This is a genomic window from Paraburkholderia sp. SG-MS1, assembly GCF_012275575.1.
GTDB lineage: Bacteria > Pseudomonadota > Gammaproteobacteria > Burkholderiales > Burkholderiaceae > Paraburkholderia.
Genome location: NZ_NPIH01000165.1, coordinates 1 through 859 on the forward strand (window position 1 = coordinate 1; position 859 = coordinate 859).

At 66.1% G+C, this 859-nt stretch carries 2 protein-coding genes; both read left to right on the forward strand.

Annotation, left to right across the window (positions count from 1 at the left end):
• Positions 1-423 (forward strand): ABC transporter ATP-binding protein (locus CIC12_RS12720; RefSeq protein ID WP_168664460.1); only part of this gene is annotated, 423 nt, incomplete at its 5' end.
• A partial coding sequence (locus tag CIC12_RS12725) for an ABC transporter permease (RefSeq protein ID WP_168664461.1) occupies positions 420-859 on the forward strand: 440 nt, incomplete at its 3' end. The genes CIC12_RS12720 and CIC12_RS12725, both read left to right, overlap by 4 nt.

Below are 859 nucleotides of genomic sequence, written 5' to 3' on the forward strand. Positions count from 1 at the left end.
GTCGAAGACAACCTGCGCTATCCGTTCGAATTGCACGCCTATCGCGACGTGCGCTTCGACCGCGCGCGAGCGACGAGTCTCGCCACGCAGGCGGGCCGCGCCGACGACTTTCTCGACAAACGCGCGAGCGAACTATCTGGCGGCGAAGCGCAGATCACCGCGCTGATCCGCGTGCTGGAACTCGCGCCCGAGGTGCTGCTGCTCGACGAACCTACCGCATCGCTCGACCCGGAGTCCTCGCTGGCGATCGAAGCGCTGGTGCGCGCGTGGTTCGACGCCGATCCGGGCGGTCATGCGTCGGTCTGGGTGTCGCACGATCCGGCGCAAGCGGCGCGCATGAGCGAACGCCATCTGACGATGCGCGCCGGCAAGCTCGGCGAAATCGCCGCGCCCATGTCCGCCCATCCGGAGCCCGCGCCATGACATTGCAGAACCTGAGTTTGTGGGACGTCGCGATCGCCGCGCTGCTGATCGTCGTGAACGGCGCGGTGTCGGTGGCGCTGAAGCTCGATCTCGAACGCAAGCTCGCATGGGCTGCGCTGCGCACCGTGGTGCAACTGCTTGCGATCGGCTATGTGCTCGGCTGGGTGTTCAGTTACGACCGCTGGTACGTCGTGCTGCCGCTGATGATCGTGATGACGCTGATCGCCGGATTCGCTGGCGCGGGGCGCGGCAGCCGTACCTATGCCGGGCAACGCGCCGACAGCGTGCTGTCGATCTGGGTCAGTTCGTGGCTGGTGGCCGCGGTCGGTTTGTTCGTCGTGATCCGCATTCGCCCCTGGTACGAACCGCAGTATGCGATTCCGATTCTCGGGATGATCCTCGGCAATACGCTGACCGGCGTGTCGCTCGGCATCGA